Here is a 20,314-nt window from a genome sequence, read left to right as displayed (position 1 = left end):
CGTGAAGCCCCTCGATCCGCGGCTGCTCCGCTTCGCCCGCTCGGCCCGCCTGTTCCTGGTGCTGGGCGGCGCGCTGGCGCTGGCGCGGACGCTGGCGATCATCGCCTTCGCCTGGCTGGTCGCGCAGCTGGTGGCGGGGGCGGTCGACGGGCGCGGTGCCGCCGAGCTCGCGCCGCTGCTCGCCGCCCTGCTCGCCGTGGTGGCGGCGCGGGCGGCGATCGCGTGGGCGAGCGAGGTGAACGCCGTCCGCGGCGGAGTCGGCGCCAAGGCCCAGCTGCGCCACGCGGTCCTGGAGGCGCTCGTCGCGCTCGGTCCGTCCGGTCGCTCGGCAGGCAGCTCGGGCGGAGTCGTGGCGCTGGTCGGCGGCGGCCTCGACGCCCTCGACGGCTACTTCGCGCGCTACCTGCCGCAGCTGATCGCGACCGCCGTCGCGACTCCGCTGCTCACCCTCGTCGTCTTCCTCGCGGATCCGCTCAGCGCCCTCTTCCTCGTGGTCACCCTGCCGCTCATCCCCGTCTTCATGGTGCTGATCGGCTGGGCGACGCAGGCGGTGCAGAAGCGGCAGTGGTCGCGGCTGCAGGCGCTCGCCTCCGGATTCGTCGACACGGTCGGCGGGCTCGCGACGCTCAAGATCTTCGGTCGCGCTGAGCGCCAGGGCGCGCGGATCCGGGCTCTGACCGAGGAGTACCGGGTGCACACGATGAAGGTGCTGCGGGTCACCTTCGTGAGCGGCTTCGTGCTCGAGCTCGCCGGCTCGCTCTCGGTCGCTCTGGTCGCCGTCTCGATCGGACTGCGGCTGGTCGACGGCTCGCTCGGGCTGGCGATCGGGCTGTTCGTGCTCGTGCTCGCGCCCGACGTGTTCCTGCCGATGCGACAGGTCGGCGCCGAGTTCCACGCGGCGGCCGACGGGGTGCAGGCGGCCGACGAGGCGTTCGCCGTCATCGAGCGCGCGGCGGTGCTGCCCGCGCCGACTCCGTCTCCCGCGGGATCCGGCCCGCTCGAGGTGCGTGCTCTCGCGGTCGACGACGGTGCCGGGCGCGTGCTCGCCCCGGTCGACGCCGTGTTCTCGCCGGGGACGATCACGGCGATCGCCGGGCCGAGCGGATCGGGCAAGTCCACCCTCCTCGCCGCCCTCGCGGGCTTCGTCGCGGCGACCGGCGCGATCGCACTCGGAGGCGAGCCCGTGCTCCCCGGCGCCGGCCGCGACTGGCTCGCGTGGTCGGGTCAGCGGGCCGACCTGCTGCCGGGCACCGTCGCGTCCAACGTGGCGCTCGGCACCCGCTCGCCCGATGCCGCCCGGGTCGCCGCGGCCCTCGCGCTCGCCGGCGTCGATCTCGAGCCCGAGCGCCGGATCGACGCGGAGGGCACCGGTCTCTCCGGCGGGCAGAGCGCGAGGGTGGCGGCGGCACGGGCGATCCACCGGCTGCTCGAGCGGGGCTGCCGCGTGCTGGCCCTGGACGAGCCCACCGCGGCACTCGACGCGGGGGCCGAGCGGGCGCTGCTCGCCGGGCTGCGCACGCTCGCCGACGACGGAGCGATCGTGATCATCGCGAGCCACCGGCCGTCGACCCTCGCCGCGGCCGACACGGTGCTCGCGCTGCAGCCGGCCGAGGCGGTGCTCCGATGAGGCGCGCCGACGTCCTCCGCGCCGCGATGCCGCCCGCGCGCCGCTTCCTCCCGGGCCTCTCGTTCGGGCTGCTCTCCTCCGCCTCCGTCGTGGCGCTGCTCGCCTGCTCCGCGTGGCTGATCGTGCGCGCCGCCGAGCAGCCGCCGATCCTCTTCCTCTCGATGGCCGTCGTCGGCGTCCGCGCGTTCGCGCTGGCGCGGGCCTTCTTCCGCTACCTCGAGCGGCTCAGCGGACACGACGCCGCCTTCCGCGCGCTCGCCGAGCTGCGCGCCGGGGTCTACGAGCGCCTGGTGCCGATCGCGCCCGACGGCCTGGGCCGGGTGCGCCGCGGCGACCTCGTCTCGCGGGTGATCGCCGACGTCGACTCGCAGCAGGACGTACCGCTGCGCGTCGTGCAGCCGCTGATCGTCTCAGGAGTCGTGGCGACGGCGGCGGTCGTCGGCGTGGGGCTGCTCCTGCCCGCGATGGGGCTCGTGCTGCTCGTGCTCCTCGTGCTCGGCTTCGCGGGATCGGCCGTGGGGGCGGGGCTGATGTCTGCGCGGGCCGATCGCGAGCTGGCACCCCTGCGCGGCGAGCTCGCCGAGCGCGTGAACCTGCTCGTGACCCGGCTCGACGTGCTGATCGCGTTCGGTGCGGCCGAGCAGGCGGTCGCCGACGTCGCGGAGGCGGAGGCGGCGCTCGCCCGCAGCGCTCGCCGCCGGGCGGTCTCGGCGGGCCTCACCGCGGCCGTGCTCGCCCTCTGCTCAGGAGGCGCGGTGTGGGCGGCCCTCGCCCTCGGCATCCCGTCCGTCACCGATCTCGGCGGCCCGGCGCTCGGCGTGATCGTCCTGGTCCCGCTCGCGGTCTTCGAGGTGATGGCCGCGGCTCCGCTGGCCGTCCAGTCGGCGCGCACGGCTCTCTCCGGCGCGCAGCGCCTGGCCGACCTCGATCGCGACGCCTCCTCGCCGGCCCTCGCGACCGACGACGCGGTCGACCGCGCCGCTCGGATGCCGAGCGGGCGCGACCTGGTCCTCCGCGACGTCTCGGCGGGCTGGCCGGGAGCGGCGGCACCGGCCCTCGTGGGCGTCACCCTCGACCTCCCGGCGGGAGCCCGCGCGCTCGTGACCGGGGGCAGCGGCTCGGGCAAGACCACGCTCGCCCACGTCCTCGTGCGCTTCCTCGAGCACTCCGGCTCGTACCGGATCGGGGGAGTGGAGGCGCGGACGCTGCCCCAGGCGGAGGTCCGCCGAGTCGTCGGCCTCGTCGAGCAGCAGCCCTACCTCTTCGACGACACCATCCGTCAGAATCTGCTGTTCGCCCGGCCGGAGGCGGACGACGCGGTCCTCGAGGACGTCCTCGGCCGCGTGGGTCTCGCCTCCTGGACGGCGGCGCGCGGCGGCCTCGATGCGCGGGTCGGCGAGCGCGGAGCCCTCGTCTCGGGCGGCCAGGCGCAGAGGCTCGCGCTCGCGCGCGCCCTGCTCGCCGACTTCGACGTGCTGATCCTCGACGAGCCGACCGCGTCGGTCGACGCGCCTGTCGCGGATGCGCTGCTCGCCGATCTGCTGCGCGCCGCGGGCGGACGCACGGTCGTGCTGATCGCGCACCGCGTCGATCCGTCGCTCGCCTTCGACCGCAGGATCGCGGTCGGCGGCGGTACGGCCGTCAGCGTCTGACGATCTCGGCGGCCCGAGCGAGCCGGCCGCCCTCGGTCGCCCAGCGGTCGAGCACGGTCTCGGCGCGCGACCGGGCCTGGCCGTCGAGGCGCGCCCGCAGCGGCCGCACGACCTCGTGGGCGAGCGGGTCGGTCAGCGCGTCGATCCGGGAGTCGCGGAGGAAGCCCTCGAGGCGGGTCAGGTCGGAGGCGCGCAGCAGCGGGACCCGCGACTGCAGCAGCACGACGGCCGCGAGCCGAGGCTCGAACACGGGCGGCGCCCAGAGCTCGGAGGAGAGCGCCGTGATCTCGTCGTGGTCGAGACCGGGGAACTTGATCAGCGCGTCGCGGACCGTCCCGCGGACGGCCCCGACCGACGCGCCGGTCGCCTCGAGCCCGAGCCGCTCCCGCACGTCCTGGGCGCGCCAGACGTCGCCCTCGTACTCGAGCGCGGCGCGGATGAAGTCGCCGGCGCCGCTCATCCGTCCATCATGCAGCGTGACGCCGGGCGCGCTCAGCCAAGGAGCCGATCCAGCTCCTCCGCCGACAGCCGTTCGACCGGTGCATGGCTCGCCATCGCGAGGTACTCGTCATCGTCGACGGTGTACGTGCCCGCTCCGCCGCCGAGCGTGCTCGGACGATCGCCCTCGGAGAGGAAGAGCAGGTAGTCCTCGCCCTCGACCAGGAGCGGAGCCGAGTCGCTCCGGTAGAGCACTCCGTCGAGGACCCCGCCGGTCTGCATGAGGGTGATCCGGGAGTCGGAGTCGCCCTTCCGCGTCGCCGTCACGTCGATCACGACCTCGGTCCCCGCGATCGCTCCCTCGAGCCGAGCCTGTTCCCGCTCCTCCTGCGTCGCGTCCGACATCGGGTTCAGCAGCGGATCGTCACCCTCCTCGACGGTCGGGTAGACCGTCACCGAGCTCGTGGACACGACCGTGCCCTCGACGATGCGGTCGGCGGAGGCGACGAGCTCGGGGAGGTCGTAGTACAGGTAGTCGATGGCCGTCTCCGCCGTGCTCGTCGGTTCCGGCGCGGCGGCCTCCGTCGCCGAGCAGCCGGCTGTGGCGAGCGCCAGCGCGGCGAGCGTCGCGGCCGTCACGCCCCGGTTCGTGGTCGTCATCCGTCGGCTCCTGTCTCGAGGTGATCGGGTGGACCGTCGGCTCAGTCGCCCCGGATCGCCGGCGGTCCCGGCGGACCGGAGATCGTCCGAAAGGCTCTCACACGGGTCGACGTCCCCCTCTCCCGAGGGCCGGGCGCCGCTCAGGGCAGCGGCCGCCGCAGCGCGTCGAGGCGCCGGCGCCAGGCGTCGAGGCGGCCGGGCTCCGCGGCGAGCGCCGGTCCGTCCACCCACGAGGTGGCGAGGCGGAGGCCGTGCAGCGCGTTCGCGGTCCAGACCTCGCGGCCGTCGAGCGCGTCGGGCTCGGCCGGAGCCTCGATGACGTCGACTCCCAGGGCGCCGGCCAGCACCGACAGGGTGCGCGCGGTCACGCTCCAGACGCGGGGGGAGTCGGCCGGCGGCATCACGAGCGCGTCGCCGAGCCACCAGATCACCGCGCTCGACGCTCCGTCCACGATCGCCCCGTCCGGTCCGAGGATCACCGCCTCGTCGGCTCCGGCCGCGGCGGCCCGCGTGCGCAGCAGGGCCAGGCGGCCGATGTCGGGTCCCTTCCGCTCGGGTGCGCGCCGCGGATCCACGGGGCTGGTCCAGAGGGTCACCGTGCGGCCGCGCGGGGGAGCCGGGCGGAGGCGCAACTGCAGGGCCCCCTCGGTGAGCTCGACGCGGGGGAAGTGGTCGCCGGTGCGGGGGAGCGCGGCGATCGCCGCGTCGAGGAAAGCGGAGGCGTCGGTCGATCCGGCGGCCGCGAGGAACCGCTCGCGGTGCAGGTCGAGCCCGCGCACGCGGCCGTCGACCACGAGCCAGGAGTCGGCCGCCTCGAGAGGGGAGGAGTCGTCCGGAGCGGGAGCGAGACCGCTCCCGTCCCACCTCAGCACCCGGTCGTCGTCCACGACGGCCTACGCTATCCGAGTGATCGGCGCCGCACCTCCGCGCATCACTGCGCACCGTCGCCCCCTGCCGTGGGTCGACCCCGAGCGGGCCTATCTCGCCCTGTTCCGCGACGCGCCCGCCTCCTTCTGGCTCGACTCCGGGATCGACGCGACAGCGGGCCGCTCGTACCTGGGGGCGTGCGCCCTCGACGACGTGGTGATCGGAGACGAGTGGCCCGAGCCCGACGGGGTCGGGGACCGGGCCCTCGGCCACTACGGCTGGATCACCTACGAGGCCGGCGCGTCGTTCGTCTCCCTCCCTCCCGCCCCCGCCGGCGCCGACGGCCCGCCCGCCGTCGCCCTGCTCCGCGGCGACCCCGTGCTCGAGTTCGACCACTCCGCTCACTCGCTCGCCCTCGTCTTCACCGAGCAGCGCCGCGACGAGGCGGAGCGGCTCGCCGCGGCGCTCGCCGTGCTGCCCGCGGCGGTCGCACCTCCGCGCGAGCCCGAGCCGGCCGGTGCCGTCCGCTGGCGGCACGACTCCGCCCGCTACCTCGCGCTCATCGAGCGCTGCCAGGCCGCGATCCGCGCGGGCGACGCCTACCAGCTGTGCCTCACGAACGAGGTGGTCGTCGAGGGCCGCTTCGATCCGGTCGAGTGCTACCGCAGGCTCCGCCGCTCGAGCCCGAGCCACCACGGCGGGCTGATCCGCGTCGGCGAGCGCGCCCTCGTCAGCGCATCGCCCGAGCGCTTCCTCACCGGCGACGTCGACGGGCGGGTGGCGACGCATCCGATCAAGGGGACCCGGCCCCGCTCGGAGGACCCCGGCGAGGACGCCCGGCTGCGCGACGATCTGCTCGGCAGCGTCAAGGAGCGCGCCGAGAACGTCATGATCGTCGATCTCGTCCGCAACGATCTGGCTCGGATCGCCGAGCCGTCCTCGGTACGGGTCGACCGCCTCCTCGAGGTCGAGAGCTACCCGCACGTGCACCAGCTGGTCAGCGAGGTCTCGGCGCAGCGAGCGCCCGGAGCGGGAGTCGCGGAGCTGCTGGCGGCCGCGTTCCCCGCCGGATCGATGACGGGCGCGCCGAAGCGCCGGGCCGTGCAGCTCCTCCGCGAGTTCGAGGGCGGCCCGCGCGGCGTCTACTCCGGTGCCTTCGGCCGCGTCGGCTCCGACGGCTCGCTCGACCTCGCGATGACGATCCGGACCGTGGTCCTCGACGCCGAACGGGCCCGCATCGGCACCGGCGGCGGCATCACCGCGCTGTCCGTGCCGGCCGAGGAGGTCGAGGAGACGCGGCTCAAGGCCCGCGCGCTGCTCGCCGTCCTCGGAGTCGCCACCGAGGCCGCGGAGGATTCGTCGCCCGGCCGCTAGAGGCCAGTAGGGTGGTTCGTCGGACGCCGGCGCGTGGTCGCGCGCGTCCTCCCCTCCCTTCAGAAGTGAGACACACCCGTGGCAGAAGACAGCTCCGCGCACACCGGCCCCCACGACGAGGACCGCTACGACTTCCGCGCCCTCCAAGAGAAGTGGCTCCCGATCTGGGAGGAGACGCGCCCGTTCGCGACGGACGCCGAGGGCGACAAGCGCCCGCGCAAGTACGTGCTCGACATGTTCCCGTACCCCTCCGGCGACCTGCACATGGGGCACGCCGAGGCCTACGCGCTCGGCGACGTGATCGCCCGCTACTGGCGCCAGCAGGGCTTCACCGTGCTGCACCCGATCGGCTGGGACAGCTTCGGCCTGCCCGCCGAGAACGCGGCGATCAAGCGCGGCCTGAACCCCGTCTCCTGGACCTACGACAACATCGAGCAGCAGAAGCGCTCGATGAAGCGCTACGCCGCGTCGTTCGACTGGGACCGCGTCATCCACACCTCCGACCCCGAGTACTACAAGTGGAACCAGTGGCTGTTCCTCAAGATGTACGAGAAGGGCCTCGCCTACCGCAAGGACAGCTGGGTCAACTGGGACCCGGTGGACCAGACGGTGCTCGCCAACGAGCAGGTGCTCGCGGACGGCACCTCCGAACGCTCCGGCGCGATCGTGGTCAAGAAGAAGCTCACGCAGTGGTACTTCAAGATCACCGACTACGCCGACCGCCTGCTCGACGACCTCAACCAGCTCGAGGGCTCCTGGCCGTCGAAGGTCATCGCCATGCAGCGCAACTGGATCGGCCGCTCGATCGGAGCCGATGTCGAGTTCGAGATCGAGGGTCGCGACGAGCGCGTCACGGTCTTCACCACGCGCCCCGACACGCTCTGGGGCGCCACCTTCATGGTCGTCGCTCCCGACTCCGACCTCGCGGCCGAGCTCGTCGAGGACGCCGACCCCGAGGTGCGCGAGGCGTTCCGCAGCTACCTCGAGAAGGTGCAGAAGTCGAGCGAGATCGAGCGCCTGACGGTCGACCGGCCCAAGACCGGCGTGTTCCTCGGCCGCTACGCGGTGAACCCCGTCAACGGCGAGCGCCTGCCGATCTGGGCCGCCGACTACGTGCTGTCCGACTACGGTCACGGCGCGGTGATGGCCGTGCCCGCGCACGACCAGCGCGACCTCGACTTCGCCCGCGCCTTCGACCTGCCCGTGCGGGTCGTCGTCGACACCACCGCGCCCGTCACCGGCGCGATCCCGGTCATCCCGGAGGACCCGGACGAGCTCGCCGAGCTCGAGAAGCGCTACTCCGTCGACCCCGTCGTCACCGGTGAGGCGCTGACCGGAGACGGCCGCCTGATGAACTCGGGGCCGCTCGACGGGCTCTCGAAGCGCACCGCGATCGAGCGCGTCATCAAGCTGCTGGAGGAGCGCGGCCGCGGCCGCTCGGCCAAGAACTACCGCCTCCGCGACTGGCTGATCTCGCGCCAGCGCTACTGGGGCACGCCGATCCCGATCATCCACGGCGAGAACGGCGAGCTGATCCCCGTCCCCGAGGACCAGCTGCCGGTCGTCCTGCCCTCCACCGACGGCCTCGACCTGCAGCCCAAGGGCTCCTCGCCGCTGGGCGCTGCCGAGGACTGGGTGAACGTGACGAACCCCGTCGACGGCACCCCCGCGCGCCGCGACCCCGACACGATGGACACCTTCGTCGACTCGTCGTGGTACTTCCTCCGCTTCCTCTCGCCGAACGATGCCACGCAGGCGTTCGACCCCAAGCTCGCCGAGAAGTGGGCGCCGGTCGACCAGTACGTCGGAGGCGTCACCCACGCGATCCTCCACCTGCTCTACGCGCGGTTCATCACCAAGGTCCTCTTCGACCTCGGCTACGTCTCGTTCACCGAGCCGTTCACCGCGCTGCTCAACCAGGGCATGGTGCAGATGGACGGCGCCGCGATGTCGAAGTCGAAGGGCAACATCGTCCGCCTGTCCGACCAGCTCGACGAGTTCGGCGTCGACGCCGTGCGCCTCACGATGGCGTTCGCCGGCCCGCCGGAGGACGACATCGACTGGGCCGACGTGTCGCCCTCGGGCAGCGCGAAGTTCCTCGCGCGCGCCTGGCGCCTCGCCAAGGACGTCACCACCAGGCCCGACGTCGAGTGGAGGAACGGCGACGCCGCTCTGCGCCGCCAGACGCACCGCTTCCTCGCCGAGGCCCCCGGCCTGGTCGAGGCGTTCAAGTTCAACGTGGTCATCGCGCGCCTGATGGAGCTCGTCAACGCGACGCGCAAGACGATCGACTCCGGTGCCGGTGCGGGCGACCCCGCCGTCCGCGAGGCGACCGAGGTCGTCGCCATGGCGCTCAACCTGTTCGCGCCCTACACGGCCGAGGACATGTGGCAGCGGCTCGGCTACCAGGGGACCGTCGCGCACGTGCTCTGGCGCAAGGCCGACCCGACGCTCCTCGTCGAGGAGAAGGTCACCGCGATCCTCCAGGTCGACGGCAAGGTCCGTGACCGACTCGAGGTGTCGCCGAAGATCTCGTCGGACGAGCTGGAGGCGAAGGCCCGCGCGTCGGCGGGTGTCTCCCGCGCTCTGCAGGGCCGCGAGGTCGTGACCGCGGTGGTGCGGGCTCCGCGCCTGGTGAACCTGGTGACGAAGCCGGCGTAGTCCGCTCCCGAAGGGGCTCCTCCACAGCGGAGGGGCCCCTTCGTCGTTCCACGGATGCGCGGACCCGGCCCGCGGGGGTCTCGCTCGCCGGCCTACCGTCGGCGGATGCAGCAGACCGAGGCGACGGACGAGGAGGAGCTGTCCGCGCTGCTGCGGCGACCACGACGCTCGCGGCCGCGGTGGCGGATCGGGCTCGGGGCGGCGGTCGTGCTGGTGATCGCGGCGGCGGTGGTCGCGGTCCTGGTCGCAGGGGCGCAGGCGGCGGGGCGCACCCGGGTGCTGCCGCCCGTGGGCAGTGCTGCTCCGACGGTCGCCGTGTCCGTCGAGCTGCTCTACGTCCACGTCGCGGGCGAGGTCGAGAAGCCGGGGCTCTACCTCCTCGATCCGGGCGCCCGTGTGGCGGATGCACTCGCGGCGGCGGGAGGCTTCACCGAGGTCGCGGACCGCGCGGCGGTCAATCTCGCCCGGCGGCTGGTCGACGGCGAGCAGCTCCTGGTGCCGGAGCAGGGCGCGGCGCCGGTCGCGGGAGGGGCACCGGCCGGCGGCGGGGGCGGGCTCGTCAGCCTCAGCACCGCGACGGCGGCTCAGCTAGAGGAGCTGCCCGAGATCGGCCCGTCGACCGCGGCGAAGATCATCGCCTACCGCGACGCGAACGGTCCCTTCACCTCCGTCGACCAGCTGCTCGAGGTGCCCGGCATCGGCGAGAAGACGCTCGAGGCGTTCCGCGATCTGGTCGCGCCGTGACCGGCGTGCGCGGGCACGATCTGCGACTCCTCCCCGCCGCCCTCGCGGTCTGGGCGGCGGCCGCACTCACGGGACGCCTGCCGATCGCGAGTGTTCTCGAGTGGGGCGGAGTGATCGTCGCGGGAGCCTGGAGCGTCGCTGGTCTCGCACTCGCCCTCGTGGTCGCGATGCGTCATCGTCGGGGCGCGGGGGTCGCTGGTGTCGTCGTCGTCGCGCTGGCGGGAGCGGCGCTCGCGGTGACATCGGTCGTGGTCTCCGTGCCGCAGCGGCATCCGCCGGAGCTGGTCGCGGCCGCGGAGTCGCGGGCCGCCGTCACCGCGCTCGTGCGCGTCGACACCGCGGCCCGTCCGCTCGCCACGGGCGGCGTCTGGTTCGACGCGACGGCGCTGCGCCTCGACGGCGACGCGGTCTCGGCGCCGGTGCGCGTCTTCCTCGCCGAGCCGGGCGGCCGGCTGCCCGTCGCCTCCGACGTCGTGCTCGAGGGGCGAGCCGACGGGGGAGGGGGCGCCGTCGGCGACGACACCCTCCTCACGGCGTCGGCCGTCGTCGAGCGGAGGGCCCCGACGGGAGTCGCGGCCGTGGCCGAGCTGCTCCGAGCGACCTTCCTCGAGCGTGCCGGCAGGCTCGGGGGAGACGTCGCAGGCCTCCTGCCCGGGCTCGCGACCGGCGACACCTCAGCACTCGACGCGGGGCTCGAGGACGACATGCGGACGGCGTCTCTGACGCACCTGACCGCGGTCTCCGGGGCGAACTGCGCGGTCGTCGTGGTTGGGGGGTGGACGCTCGCCGCGCTCCTCGGCGCGGGGCGACGCCTCCGGACCGGTGCCGCGCTGGCCACGCTGGCCGCCTTCGTCGTGCTTGTCACTCCCGAGCCGAGCGTCGTGCGCGCAGCGGCGATGGCGACGGTCGTCCTGCTCGCCAGGCTCGGTCGCCGCTCGGGAGCCGCCGTCCCCTCCCTCCTCGCGAGCGTGATCGTCCTCGTCGTCCTCGATCCGGGCATCGCGGGACAGCTCGGATTCGTGCTGTCCGTCCTGGCGACCGCGGGTCTCCTCCTCGTCGCCGAGCCGATCGCGCGTCGGCTCGGCGAGGTGCTGCCCCGCCCGCTCGCGCTCGTGCTCGCGGTGCCGATCGCCGCCCAGGCGGCGTGCCAGCCCGTCGTTCTGCTGGTGGATCCCTCCGTGCCGGTCTACGGCGTGCTCGCCAACCTGCTCGCCGAGCCCGCCGCACCGGCGGCGACCGGCCTCGGTCTGATCGGGTGCCTGCTCGCCCCCTGGTGGCCGGCGGCGGCCGACGCCGCGATCGGTCTCGCGGCGGTGCCGGCGTGGTGGATCGCCTCGATCGCCCGCGCCGTCGCCTCCTGGCCCTCCCCGCGACTCGCCTGGTGGCCGGGGGCGGGCGGAGTGCTCGCGCTCACAGTGCTCACCGTTCTGGGTCTGGTGCTCGTGACCCGCTCCTCCCGGCTCGTGGCACTGCGCAGGATCTCGGCGCTCGTGCTCGCGGGAGCACTGGTGGTCGGCGGCGCGTCGACGGTCGCGACACCCCTGCTCCGCTCCGCCGCGATCCCCGACGACTGGCGGATCGCGATGTGCGACATCGGTCAGGGCGACGCCCTGCTGCTCCGCGGCGACGCCGGCGTCCTCCTGGTCGACACGGGTCCGCTCCCCGAGCCGCTCGACGCCTGCCTCGATCTGCTCGGCATCGACCGCATCGCTCTGCTCGTGCTGACGCACTACGACCTCGACCACGTGGGCGGTCTGGAGGCGGCGGTCGGGCGCGTCGACACCGCGCTGGTCGGACCCGCCGACAGCCCCGACGACGAGCGCGATCGCCGCGATCTCGAGAGCGGAGGCGCGAGTGTCCGCGAGGCCGTGCGGGGCGACTCGGGCGCACTCGGCTCGCTGCAGTGGCGCGTGCTGTGGCCCGAGCGCGGCGGCACCCTGCGCGGCAATCCGGCGAGCGTCACCCTCCGGGTCGACATCGGCGCGGATGCGATCGGTGCGCCGCTCTCGATCGCGATGCTCGGCGACCTGGGGGAGGAGGAGCAGGGGAGGGTCGCCCGTCTCGATCCGGGCGGCGTCGACGTGGTGAAGGTCGCGCATCACGGCTCGTCCGACCAGTCGCCCGCCCTCTACGACGCGCTCGGCGCCCGGATCGGGCTCATCTCCGTCGGCGCGGGCAACGACTACGGCCACCCGAACCCCGCGCTGCTGGCGCTGCTCGCCGAGCGCGGCACCGAGGTGCTCCGGACCGACCTCGACGGCACGGTCGTCCTCTCGTCCCGTCGCGACGGAGTGGCGGTGTGGTCGAGTGGCGCATCGGTCTCCGCGACGGCAGAGGGGCTCGCACCCGTCTCGGGGAGCGCAGTCGCAGCACGTGGGTCAGCGGCCGGGGGCGGTCGTGGGCCCGGGCGCGCTCGATTCGGAGAGGGGGGAGTCCGCCGCCCCGGAGGCTCCCCGGTGAGCGGTGTCGGGGGTCGGGGATACGGTCGGCGAGCGAGCAGACCCTAGGGTTGGACGGTCACGGAAGGACGACGGCATGGCAGGCAGGGCCCCGGCGCGCGCGAAGGCGGCGCCGTCGAAGGCGGCGATCCCGCAGCTCGCGTGGAACCAGACGCGACCCGCTCCGATCGTCCTGATCACCGGGCCGGAGCAGTTCCTCGCGGACCGCGCCCTCCGCTTCCTCCGCGACTTCCTGCGGGCGGAGGATCCGAGTCTCGAGGTCAGCGACATCGACGCCGCCGGCTACGCGCCCGGCGAGCTGATCACGCTCGCGAGCCCGTCGCTGTTCGACGAGCCGCGACTCATCCGCGTCTCGGGCGTCGAGAAGTGCACCGACGCGTTCCTCCTCGAGACCCTCGACTACCTCGCCTCTCCCGCCGACGGCACGACGCTCGTGCTCCGGCACGCCGGCGGCAACCGCGGCAAGAAGCTGCTCGACGCGATCCGGTCCGGCACCGGAGGAGGCATCGAGATCGTCTGCGCCGAGCTCAAGCGCGAGAGCGACAAGGTCGACTTCACGGTCGCCGAGTTCCGCACGGCGGGCCGCACCGCCACAACGGGAGCGATCCGCGCCCTCGTGTCCGCGTTCTCCGACGACCTCGACGAGCTGGCGTCGGCATGCCAGCAGCTCATCTCCGACTCCCCGGGCGAGATCACGGAGGCGACCGTCGCGAAGTACTACGGCGGCCGCGTCGAGACGACCGCGTTCACCGTCGCCGACTCGGCGATCGCGGGTCGCCACGGGGAGGCGCTGCTCGGCCTCCGCCACGCCCTCGCCTCGGGAGCCGATCCCGTCCCCATCGTCGCCGCCTTCGCGAGCAAGCTCCGCACCATGGCGAAGGTCGCCGGCTCCCGCGAGGGATCCGGCCAGATCGCCTCCCGGCTCGGCCTCGCGCCCTGGCAGGTCGATCGCGCCCGCCGCGACCTGCAGGGCTGGACCGGCGACGGCCTCGGCACCGCGATCATCACCGTCGCCGACGCCGATGCCAACGTCAAGGGCGCCACCCGCGACCCCGTCTACGCCCTCGAGCGCATGGTCTCGATCGTCTCCTCCCGCGGCGTCTGACCGACCACCGGGCGGATCCGCGCGCGCTGTCCAGTCCGTTCGCGAGGGGATCCCGGCCCTTACGGTGGGGAGATGACCGAATCAGCCTTGCCTGCAGACGCCGATCGACACGACGTCCTGATCGTGGGCGGAGGCAACGCCGGCCTCTCGGTCGCGGGGCGCCTGCGGCGCTACGGGATCTCGGACGTCGCGGTGATCGAGCCGCGCGAGACGCACTTCTACCAGCCGATGTTCTCCCACGTCGCGGGCGGCACCGCGCCGGCGTCGAAGGCGACACGGCCTCAGGCCTCGGTGATGCCGAAGGGCGTGACGCTGATCGCGGACCGGGTGCAGACCATCGATCCGGTCGGGAAGAGCGTCACCCTCTCGTCCGGTCGGCGGATCGGGTACGACCAGCTCGTCGTCTGCCCGGGCATCCAGAAGGACTGGGCGGCGGTCCCCGGTCTGAGCGAGGCGATGGAGTCGCCTGTGGGCGTCTCGAACTACGAGTACGACTACGCGCGCAAGGCGTCGAGCGTGTTGCGCGACGTCCGCAGCGGGACCGTCGTCTTCACGCAGCCCAGCGGTCCCGCCACCTGTTCGGGCGCCTCGCAGAAGCCGATGTACCTGGCCTGCGACTACTGGCGCGAGGCGGGTGTGCTGGCCGACATCCGCGTGGTGCTGGTGGTGCCGACTCCGACGCTCTTCGGGATGCCCCTCATCGACGCCGAGCTCGAGCGCAAGGTGCGCGAGTACGGCATCGACGTGCGCTACGGCCGCGAGCTGGTCGAGGTCGACGCCGGTGCGCAGACGCTCGTGATCGCCGGAGACGACCGGTCCGCCGCGCTCCTCGGCCCCGACAGCGCCGTGGACCTGCCCGGCACTCATGACCGCCGCGAGACGCTCTCGTACGACGTGCTGCACGCTGTGCCTCCGCAGTCGGCACCCGACTGGCTGCGGGACACCGGTCTCAGCGCGCCCGGCGACGCGGGCGGCTTCGTCGAGGTCGATCCTCTGACGCTGCGGCACCCTCGTTTCCCCGACGTGTGGGCGCTGGGCGACGCTGCCGCCACCACCAACTCGAAGTCCGGAGGCGCGCTCCGGCCCCAGACGAAGGCTCTCGCGAAGAACCTCGTCGCCGCTCGCAAGGGCAAGGCCCTGCCGCAGGTCTACAACGGCTACTCGGTCTGCCCGTTCGTCGTGTCCCGCTCGACGGTGGTCTTCGCCGAGTTCGACGACCGCTACCGCCCGATGCCCACGATCCCCTTCTGGAAGGGCCTCGCGAAGGAGCGCCGCTTCACCTACCTCGCCGACCGCTACGTGCTCCCGTGGGTGTACTGGAACCTCATCCTCAAGGGCCGCGCCTGACCCGGCCCGTTCGGGCCGCACGTCCTTGGTGACCGTGGCCACCGCCTGCTGATCGAGTAGCCCGTGGAGCGGGCGTATCGAGATCCATCACCGTCAGAGGGCCGGGTCACAGCTCTGATCTGCTGAGGATGGTGGGTCTCGATACGCCCCTGCGGGGCTACTCGACCAGCAGGCGGCGTGCGGGCCGGGGTTCTCGTGCTTGCTGATCGAGTAGCTCGCGGAGCGGGCGTATCGAGATCCGCCGTTGTGGAGGGGTGGGGTCTCGATACGGCGCTGCGCGCCTACTCGACCAGCGGGGGACGACCAGCCGCTCCTCCGCAGGGGCACCGGCGATCCGCGTGTCAGCGGATCGTCGTACCCGGAACGCGACCCGCTCCTCCCTAGCCGACCACTTCAGGGAGCCGACCGCGCGACGAGCGACGAGGAACGAGGAGCTCGTCGACGGCGAGCGGAAACGACGAAGGGCCCGGCCAGAGGCCGGACCCTTCGTCGTTGCAGTGAAACGCAGCCTTACAGCGCAGCGACCTGCTTCGCGATGGCCGACTTGCGGTTCGCGGCCTGGTTCTTGTGGATGACGCCCTTGCTCGAGGCCTTGTCGAGCTTCTTCGCGGCGAAGGCCAGCGCGGTGGCGGCCTTCTCGGAGTCGCCGGCGGCGATGGCGGTGTGGACCGCGCGGACGGCGGTCTTCAGCTCGCTCTTGACCGCCTTGTTGCGGTCGTTCGCCTTCTTGTTGGTGAGGTTGCGCTTGATCTGCGACTTGATGTTTGCCACGTGGATTACCTTCTTCTCGGATGTGCGTGTGTGCAGCCGGCTACTCGACGGAGTGCCCCTTCCGCGGGCGTCAGTGCGATCGCCGCGCGGTGCGACTGGAGGTCGCCGGCCAGTGATCACTCCACAACTCCGGTAGTCCGGGTGGGAGCGCAAGCCAACAAGGAACTTTAGCGCACCCGTCGTCCCCGTTCAACTGCGCCGCGCGGTCGCGACACGGGCGTCATCGCGCGGGGCGGGGGGCGCGCGCCGATACTCTGGGCAGCGATGCCACGTCTCGCCGATCACATCCCCGCGGTGCCGCCCTCGGGCATCCGCCGTCTGTTCGAGATCGCCCTCCGGCTCGAGGGGGTCACGTTCCTCGCCGTCGGCGAGCCCGACGTCCCGCTCGCGCCGCACATCATCGAGGCCGCGCGCGCCGCGTGGGCCGCCGACGACACGAACTACGGGCCGAACGGCGGCATCCCCGAGCTGCGTCGCGCGATCGTCGAGAAGCTCGTCCGCGACAACGGGATCCACGCCGACGTCGAGCAGGTCTGGCTCACCATCGGCGGCACCCAGGCGCTGTACCAGGCCATGACGCTCACCCTCGCCGCGGGCGACGAGGTCCTGCTGCCCGATCCCGGCTACACGACCTTCACGATGAACGCGCGGATGATCGGTGCCGTCCCGGTGCCCTACACGCTTCGCCCCGAGAACGGCTTCTTCCCCGATCTCGACGAGCTCGAGCGCATCGTCACCGACCGCACCCGCGTCATCATCGTCAACAGCCCGTCCAACCCGCTCGGAGTCGTCTACCCGCGTCCGCTCCTCGAGCGCCTCCTCGAGTTCGCCCGCCGCCACGACCTCTGGGTCATCAGCGACGAGGTCTACGAGTACTTCACCTACGGCCGCCCGCACGTGAGCCTGGCGGCGATCGCGGAGGAGCTCGGACACGACGACGACCGCGTCTTCAGCGTCTTCTCGCTCTCGAAGACCTACGCGATGACGGGCGTCCGCGTCGGCTACCTCGTCACGCCTCCCGGCATGACGAAGACGATGGTCACCGTGCAGGAGGCGGCGATCAGCTGCGTCGCGACGCCCGACCAGCGCGCGGCCCTCGCGGCGCTGACGGGACCGCAGGACGCGGTGGCCGCCGCCTCCGCCCACTACCTCTCGAACCTGAAGCTCGCCACCGGTCTGCTCGACGAGCGCGGCATCCGCTTCCGCGAGCCCGAGGGCGCCTTCTACCTCTGGGTCGACGTCTCGCACGCGAGCCAGGGCGATGTCGCGAGCTGGGCCGAGGCGTTCCTGCTCGAGACCCTCGTCGCCGTCGCGCCGGGCAGCGCCTTCGGGCGCAGCGGCGAGGGCTGGATCCGCATCTGCCTCGCCGCCGACCCCGCCGACATCGAGCACGGCCTCCGAACCCTCCCCGCACCGGCGTGAGCGGCGACGGCATCCTCGTCCGCCGCGTGCGGGCGAGCGAGTACGACGAGGTCTCGCGCCTGCGCGTGACGGCCTACTCGCACGACTACGAACTGGGGGAGGAGTACGCCGCCGACGTGGCGGACGTCGCTCGGCACGACCGCGAGGGCCAGGTGTGGGTGGCGGAGGATCGCGACGGCCGCCTCCTCGCCACCGTCACCACTGCCGCCGAGGGGCGCAGCCTCTACGAGCTCGGCCGGCCGGGCGAGCTCGACTGGCGGCTGCTCGCCGTCGCTCCGGACGCGCGCGGACGCGGTCTCGGCCGCCTCCTCACCGAGTTCGTCGTCATGCTCGCGACGGAGCGCGGCCTCGAGCGCGTCGTGATGAACAGCGGCAGCGACATGCTCGCCGCCCACGCGCTCTACGAGAGCATGGGCTTCACCCGCCTGCCCGACCGCGAGAACCCGCCCGGCGTCGAGCCGACCCGCACCTACGGACTCGACCTCTAGGCCCGTCGACCGGCCCGCCCCACGGGCATGGGACACTGGACGCACAATGTCTCCACGTGCCCTCACCGCTCTCGAGCCCGCCGCGACCGACCCGGCGTCGATCCGCAACTTCTGCATCATCGCCCACATCGATCACGGCAAGTCGACCCTCGCCGACCGCATGCTCGGCATCACGGGCGTGGTCGAGGACCGGGCGATGCGCGCGCAGTACCTCGACCGGATGGACATCGAGCGCGAGCGCGGCATCACGATCAAGTCGCAGGCCGTGCGCATGCCGTGGGAGCGCGACGGGCGGACCTTCGCCCTCAACATGATCGACACCCCCGGTCACGTCGACTTCTCGTACGAGGTCAGCCGCTCGCTCGCCGCGTGCGAGGGCGCGATCCTCCTGGTCGACGCCGCTCAGGGCATCGAGGCCCAGACGCTCGCCAACCTCTACCTCGCGCTCGAGAACGACCTCGCGATCATCCCGGTCCTCAACAAGATCGACCTCCCCGCGGCCGACCCCGACAAGTACGCGGCCGAGCTCGCGAGCCTGATCGGCGGCGACCCCTCCGACGTGCTGCGCGTCTCGGGCAAGACCGGGGTCGGGGTGGAGGCGCTGCTCGACCGCGTCACCGAGCTCGTCCCCGCGCCGGTGGGCGACAAGAACGCTCCCGCCCGCGCGATGATCTTCGACTCCGTCTACGACTCGTACCGCGGCGTCGTCACCTACGTGCGGATGATCGACGGCCAGCTCTCGCCGCGCGAGAAGATCCAGATGATGTCGACCCGCGCCACCCACGAGATCCTCGAGATCGGCGTGTCGAGCCCCGAGCCGTCGTCGACGAAGGGCCTCGGAGTCGGCGAGGTCGGCTACCTGATCACGGGCGTGAAGGACGTGCGGCAGTCGAAGGTCGGCGACACCGTCACCACGGCGTCGAAGCCCGCGACCCAGGCGCTGCCCGGCTACACCGAGCCGCTCCCGATGGTCTTCTCGGGTCTGTACCCGATCGACGGCAGCGACTACCCCGACCTCCGCGAGGCCCTCGACAAGCTCAAGCTCTCCGACGCCGCGCTGGTCTACGAGCCCGAGACCTCGGTCGCGCTCGGCTTCGGCTTCCGCTGCGGGTTCCTCGGGCTCCTGCACCTCGAGATCGTCACCGAGCGCCTCGACCGCGAGTTCGGCCTCGACCTGATCACCACCGCGCCCTCGGTCATCTACGAGGTCACGACGGAGGACAAGAAGACCGTCACCGTCACCAACCCGAGCGAGTTCCCGGTCGGCAAGATCGCCTCCGTGACCGAGCCGATCGTCAAGGCCGCGATCCTCGCGCCCAAGGACTACGTCGGCACGATCATGGAGCTCTGCCAGAGCCGCCGCGGCACGCTGATCGGCATGGAGTACCTGGGCGAGGACCGGGTCGAGATCCGGTACCACATGCCCCTCGGCGAGATCGTCTTCGACTTCTTCGACAACCTCAAGTCGAAGACCGCGGGCTACGCCTCGCTCGACTACGAGCCCGCCGGCTCGCAGGAGGCCGACCTGGTCAAGGTCGACATCCTGCTGCAGGGCGAGCAGGTCGACGCGTTCAGCGCGATCGTGCACCGCGAGAAGGCCTACGCGTACGGCGTGCTGATGACGGGACGGCTGCGCAAGCTCATCCCGCGCCAGCAGTTCGAGGTGCCCATCCAGGCGGCGATCGGCGCCCGCATCATCGCGCGCGAGTCGATCAGCGCGATGCGCAAGGACGTCCTCGCCAAGTGCTACGGCGGCGACATCACCCGCAAGCGCAAGCTCCTCGAGAAGCAGAAGGAGGGCAAGAAGCGCATGAAGATGGTCGGCCGTGTCGAGGTCCCCCAGGAGGCGTTCATCGCCGCGCTCTCCGGCGACGTCGAGACCAAGGACAAGAAGTAGCGGCTCGCCTCCCCGGGCGGACGCGCTGACGGAGCGCGCTGCTCGTCAGTTCGCGTCGTCCTGGCCGGTGGCGTGCACCGCGTACCCGTGGCAGCCGGCGGTCGTCCAGTCGTAGGGCAGGCCGGTCTCCTCGCCGTACAGGGCGGTGGACCCCGGTGAGCCGGCGGGGTAGAGCGCACTGGACAGCGGGTCCTCGGCCGGGCGGGGGCCGCTCGGGCGCTCCCACCAGAGCGTGTAGGTGTAGTCGAAGCCCTCGTCGAGCATGCACTGCGCGACGATCCGCTGCTGCTCGATCCAGATCGTCGCATTCGCGCGCTCGCTCTCGTCGAGCGAGTCGGGGTAGACGAAGGCCGCGGTGTCGGAGTGGAGGTCGTGGATCGGCTGACCCGTGACGTCCTCGCGCGGCAGCGTCTCGAGCAGTGCCGGAGTCGGAGCGAGCGTGGGCTCGACGGGCGCCGGTGTCTCCGGGATCGGCTCGGCGGAGGTCTGCACGGGGGCCGGAGTGGTCGACGGCGCGAGAGCAGCGGCCCGGCCCGCGTCCGAGCGGCCCTGACAGCCCGCGAGCGCGCCTCCGACGGTCAGGAGCACGAGACCCCACGCCGCAGGCCGGAACGCACCCGATGTCGTCGCTCTCATCCGCACTGAACCCCCACGATCCGCGGTCCTCCCGCGAGAGCGGGAGCAGCCTCCTGAACACTAGCGGGGCGCTGCTCCGGGGTCCGGCTCCTCCCCGGACGCATCGGATACCCTGGAGCCTTGCGCACGGGCCCGTCACGGCTCGTCGCCGAGAGCAGCACTGCGA

At 72.8% G+C, this 20,314-nt stretch carries 16 protein-coding genes; 11 read left to right on the top strand and 5 right to left on the bottom strand.

Features of this window, described 5'->3' with window-relative positions; translation table 11 throughout:
* Position 1: 1 nt before the first annotated feature.
* Both cydD and cydC read left to right on the top strand, forming a co-directional pair.
* Positions 2 to 1,627, top strand: a complete 1,626-nt coding sequence (gene cydD / locus GSU68_RS10710; protein ID WP_159908144.1) for a thiol reductant ABC exporter subunit CydD — start codon at positions 2 to 4, stop codon at positions 1,625 to 1,627.
* The gene (gene cydC, locus GSU68_RS10705) at positions 1,624 to 3,279 is read left to right on the top strand and encodes a thiol reductant ABC exporter subunit CydC (RefSeq protein ID WP_159908142.1); all 1,656 of its coding nucleotides are present in this window, start codon (positions 1,624 to 1,626) and stop codon (positions 3,277 to 3,279) included. The genes cydD and cydC overlap by 4 nt, the downstream gene beginning before the upstream one ends.
* Here cydC and GSU68_RS10700 read toward each other — a convergent pair.
* The 3 genes from GSU68_RS10700 to GSU68_RS10690 all read right to left on the bottom strand — a co-directional run bounded on the left by GSU68_RS10700 (position 3,269) and on the right by GSU68_RS10690 (position 5,264).
* Complete coding sequence (locus GSU68_RS10700) at positions 3,269 to 3,739, bottom strand: DNA alkylation repair protein (protein ID WP_159908140.1); 471 nt, start codon at positions 3,737 to 3,739, stop codon at positions 3,269 to 3,271. The genes cydC and GSU68_RS10700 overlap by 11 nt on opposite strands.
* A 32-nt stretch (positions 3,740 to 3,771) precedes the next feature.
* The gene (locus tag GSU68_RS10695) at positions 3,772 to 4,377 is read right to left on the bottom strand and encodes a hypothetical protein (RefSeq protein ID WP_159908138.1); all 606 of its coding nucleotides are present in this window, start codon (positions 4,375 to 4,377) and stop codon (positions 3,772 to 3,774) included.
* Positions 4,378 to 4,517: 140 nt separating this feature from the next.
* The gene (locus GSU68_RS10690; protein ID WP_159908136.1) at positions 4,518 to 5,264 is read right to left on the bottom strand and encodes an aminotransferase class IV; all 747 of its coding nucleotides are present in this window, start codon (positions 5,262 to 5,264) and stop codon (positions 4,518 to 4,520) included.
* 19 nt (positions 5,265 to 5,283) lie between these two features.
* Here GSU68_RS10690 and GSU68_RS10685 point away from each other — a divergent pair, with 19 nt between their 5' ends.
* The 6 genes from GSU68_RS10685 (at position 5,284) to GSU68_RS10660 (ending at position 14,934) form a co-directional block, all read left to right on the top strand.
* Positions 5,284 to 6,618, top strand: a complete 1,335-nt coding sequence (locus tag GSU68_RS10685) for an anthranilate synthase component I family protein (protein ID WP_244259241.1) — start codon at positions 5,284 to 5,286, stop codon at positions 6,616 to 6,618.
* A gap of 78 nt (positions 6,619 to 6,696) precedes the next feature.
* Positions 6,697 to 9,279 carry a leucine--tRNA ligase gene (gene leuS / locus GSU68_RS10680; RefSeq protein ID WP_159908134.1) on the top strand — a complete coding sequence of 861 codons (2,583 nt, stop codon included), beginning with the start codon at positions 6,697 to 6,699 and terminating at the stop codon, positions 9,277 to 9,279.
* Between the two features lie 105 nt (positions 9,280 to 9,384).
* Complete coding sequence (locus GSU68_RS10675) at positions 9,385 to 10,023, top strand: ComEA family DNA-binding protein (protein ID WP_159908132.1); 639 nt, start codon at positions 9,385 to 9,387, stop codon at positions 10,021 to 10,023.
* Positions 10,020 to 12,530 carry a ComEC/Rec2 family competence protein gene (locus tag GSU68_RS10670; RefSeq protein ID WP_159908130.1) on the top strand — a complete coding sequence of 837 codons (2,511 nt, stop codon included), beginning with the start codon at positions 10,020 to 10,022 and terminating at the stop codon, positions 12,528 to 12,530. Before GSU68_RS10675 ends, GSU68_RS10670 begins: the two co-directional genes overlap by 4 nt.
* 28 nt (positions 12,531 to 12,558) lie before the next feature.
* Positions 12,559 to 13,587: a DNA polymerase III subunit delta gene (holA, locus tag GSU68_RS10665; RefSeq protein ID WP_159908128.1), complete on the top strand. Its 1,029-nt coding sequence runs from the start codon at positions 12,559 to 12,561 to the stop codon at positions 13,585 to 13,587.
* Between the two features lie 72 nt (positions 13,588 to 13,659).
* Positions 13,660 to 14,934, top strand: coding sequence for an FAD-dependent oxidoreductase (locus GSU68_RS10660; RefSeq protein WP_159908126.1), 1,275 nt, complete (start codon positions 13,660 to 13,662; stop codon positions 14,932 to 14,934).
* A 510-nt stretch (positions 14,935 to 15,444) separates the two neighbouring features.
* On the opposite strand, the gene rpsT is transcribed toward GSU68_RS10660, so the two are convergent.
* A complete protein-coding gene (rpsT, locus tag GSU68_RS10655) occupies positions 15,445 to 15,705 on the bottom strand; it encodes a 30S ribosomal protein S20 (protein WP_056044322.1) in 261 nt (86 codons plus the stop codon).
* A gap of 264 nt (positions 15,706 to 15,969) precedes the next feature.
* Here rpsT and GSU68_RS10650 point away from each other — a divergent pair, with 264 nt between their 5' ends.
* From GSU68_RS10650 to lepA, 3 genes are read left to right on the top strand one after another with little or no spacing between them, the layout of a single operon-like run.
* Positions 15,970 to 17,127: an aminotransferase class I/II-fold pyridoxal phosphate-dependent enzyme gene (locus GSU68_RS10650; RefSeq protein WP_159908124.1), complete on the top strand. Its 1,158-nt coding sequence runs from the start codon at positions 15,970 to 15,972 to the stop codon at positions 17,125 to 17,127.
* Positions 17,124 to 17,615: a GNAT family N-acetyltransferase gene (locus GSU68_RS10645; protein WP_159908122.1), complete on the top strand. Its 492-nt coding sequence runs from the start codon at positions 17,124 to 17,126 to the stop codon at positions 17,613 to 17,615. The genes GSU68_RS10650 and GSU68_RS10645 overlap by 4 nt, the downstream gene beginning before the upstream one ends.
* Positions 17,616 to 17,661: 46 nt before the next feature.
* Positions 17,662 to 19,512, top strand: a complete 1,851-nt coding sequence (gene lepA / locus GSU68_RS10640; RefSeq protein ID WP_159908120.1) for a translation elongation factor 4 — start codon at positions 17,662 to 17,664, stop codon at positions 19,510 to 19,512.
* Between the two features lie 45 nt (positions 19,513 to 19,557).
* On the opposite strand, the gene GSU68_RS10635 is transcribed toward lepA, so the two are convergent.
* A complete protein-coding gene (locus GSU68_RS10635) occupies positions 19,558 to 20,148 on the bottom strand; it encodes a hypothetical protein (RefSeq protein WP_159908118.1) in 591 nt (196 codons plus the stop codon).
* Positions 20,149 to 20,314: the final 166 nt, after the last annotated feature.

It is taken from the genome of Rathayibacter sp. VKM Ac-2759, from assembly GCF_009834225.1.
In the GTDB taxonomy this organism is placed as follows: domain Bacteria; phylum Actinomycetota; class Actinomycetes; order Actinomycetales; family Microbacteriaceae; genus Rathayibacter.
Note: the sequence above shows the minus strand (reverse complement) of the source record. Positions and strands in the feature narration are given on the sequence as shown.